2 protein-coding genes and 1 pseudogene are annotated in these 2,204 nt (G+C 71.1%); 2 read left to right on the forward strand and 1 reads right to left on the reverse strand.

Translation table 11 applies throughout. The features are described 5' to 3' along the window. On the reverse strand, positions 1-516 hold a 516-nt coding region (locus ABZV34_RS38650; RefSeq protein WP_356287730.1), incomplete at its 3' end, for a dioxygenase. A 662-nt stretch (positions 517-1,178) separates the two neighbouring features. Between ABZV34_RS38650 and ABZV34_RS38655 the strand changes: the two are divergent. Further along, positions 1,179-1,351: pseudogene (locus ABZV34_RS38655) on the forward strand (succinyl-CoA--3-ketoacid-CoA transferase); the annotation flags it as partial. A 217-nt stretch (positions 1,352-1,568) separates the two neighbouring features. Continuing rightward, the coding region (locus ABZV34_RS38660; protein ID WP_356287733.1) for a GAF domain-containing protein at positions 1,569-2,204 on the forward strand (636 nt) is incomplete at its 3' end.

The following is a 2,204-nucleotide window of genomic DNA, read 5'->3' on the forward strand; positions in this document are numbered from 1 at the left end:
CCTGAAGAAGGGGCCCAGGACGCTGTTCTGGGTGGCTTCGGCGGGGCGTCGGTTGCTCAGGGCGTCGACCAGCATGGTGACGCCCAACACGTCGGACAGCAGGATGAATTCCTGGCGCGTGGGTGTGCACGTCTGGCCGGTGCGCGTCAGGAAGTCGATTCCACGGGCCCACTCCTCCTCCGTCGGTTCGACGTCGCGGACGAAGTCGTGGAGGTGCCGCACCAGTGAGTCCAGGATCTCCGCGAGGCGGGCTTCCTTGGTGTCCCGCATGGTCGCGATGACAGCGTCGGTGATGGTGTCGCCGGTCAGATCACGCATGACGCGCTCCCATGGTGTTCGAGGGTTCGGTGACGGAGTCGGTCCGGGGATGTACGTCGTCCGGTGGCGTCGACGGCGGCTCCCGGCCCAGGCGCGGGTCAGGAAGGCACGGACGGCTGCCCGGTCCACCGGACACGGATTCCAGTAGCCGTCCCGCACGATGAGTTCGGCCGCCTCCTCGATCCCCGGTTCGGGCATGCCGATGTCTCGCGGTGCCCTGGGGCGCCGAGCCTCCCGGCGGCTGCCGCGCCCACCAGGTCCCGTGTCTCCGCTGCCTGGTCCAGCTGACCCGGTGTGCACAGGACGAGCACCCGACGGCATCCGAGAGCGTCGGCCTCCTCGGGGATACGGCTGCGCGTACCGCTGCCGAAAACCACCCTGGTTTTCTGTCCCTGATGCACAAACGTCTTCATGAGAATTTCCTCGGCCCCGACGATCCCGTGTTCATGGGGAAAGCGTCGGCACTCGGCTGGTGCGCGTCAACGGAAGCCGTGAGTGATAGCGGGAATCGGTGAGGGAATACCTCGTTCGCACAACGCTCGTCGACAGAGCGGCCCGGGGATCCCGGGCGATATCACTCATCTGCGTGATGCCGGCGGGACGCCAGGGCGCTGGGCCGTGGGCCCAGGTGTCATTCAGGGGGGATGCGAGTGAGACGGACGTGTCCGCGGCGGGTCCACTCCACCGCTCCCGCAATTCCCGGGACACCCACAGAAACATTACAGAACCTGGCCGCATTCTCGACATTGCGCGAAAAAGGGCGCCCGACAGGACCGCATGGGCGGAATTCAGGGTGAAGGACGGGTGCCTGAATTGGTCGTCAAGGGCTTGGATACGGTGTCGGATGTGCCGCTGGTGTGGGGCTGTCGGTCGTCTCGAACGAGCGCGGGTGAGGGAGACGGGGCCGGGCCTGGCGGTGCTGCCGGCCGCGGGCCGGACCGGGCGGGTGACGGGCTGGTACGCCGGGGCGGACAAGGAGTTCGCGCGCGGCGCGTGTCCCGCCGCCGGGGAGTTGAAGGAGAAGCTGATCCCCCCGGTCGGCATGGCTTCGCTTCCCCGCTCAGGCCGTGATCCAGGTGGTGCCCCTGAGCTCGTGGGAGTGGCGGGACGGGACGGGAGTGGCGGGACGGGACGGGCGAAAGAGGTGACGTGCCCGGCGGCCGGTCCTCCCGGGCGGCGTAGCCGGGCCTCCCGACGGCGTGGCCCGGCCTCCCGCGCGGGGCCCGGCGATGCGGACGTAGGCTGCTGATATGTGCGCCATACGGGAAGACGGTGCCGCACAGCCCCACGGCTCCCACCGCCTTGCGCCCACCGAGTCGGCGCACCGCGCCGAGCTGGACAGGCTGCTGGAACTCGCCGTGCGCGACACGGGCGTGCACGCGGGAGCGGTCTTCCTGCTGGCGTCCGACCGGCAGGCACTGCGGCTGGAGGTGACCGCGGGTATCCCGGCGGAGTACCTCGCGCCCTGGTTCGGGGTGGCGTTGTCCAGTCCCGTTCCGGTGGCCGAGGCGCTGCGCGAGCAGAGGCTGGTCTGGCTCGGCGATCCCCAGGAGATCGCCCGTCGATACCCGCGCGCGGCGATCGCCCTTCCGTACCACCACGCGGTGGCGGCCGCGCCGATCCTCACCGGGACCACAGCCTGGGGCGCGCTGCTGCTGATCTGGCCCGGCTCGGACAGCGCGGGGCCCGCCCATCCGAACCCCGAGCGGGTACGTGCCGCCGGTCCGAGCCCCGAGCGGGTCCGTACCGCCGGCCGGCGCCTGGGACGGTTCCTGCGTGACGCCGCCGGCACCGGCCACGCTGTGCGTCCCGGACCGGCACCACGCAGTCTGCCGCAGCCGCCCGCCCGCAACCGGGGGCCGGCCGAGGCGCTGGCCGCGGCGGAC

The organism is Streptomyces sp. NPDC005195 (assembly GCF_040608315.1).
Taxonomy (GTDB): Bacteria; Actinomycetota; Actinomycetes; order Streptomycetales; family Streptomycetaceae; genus Streptomyces; species Streptomyces kaempferi.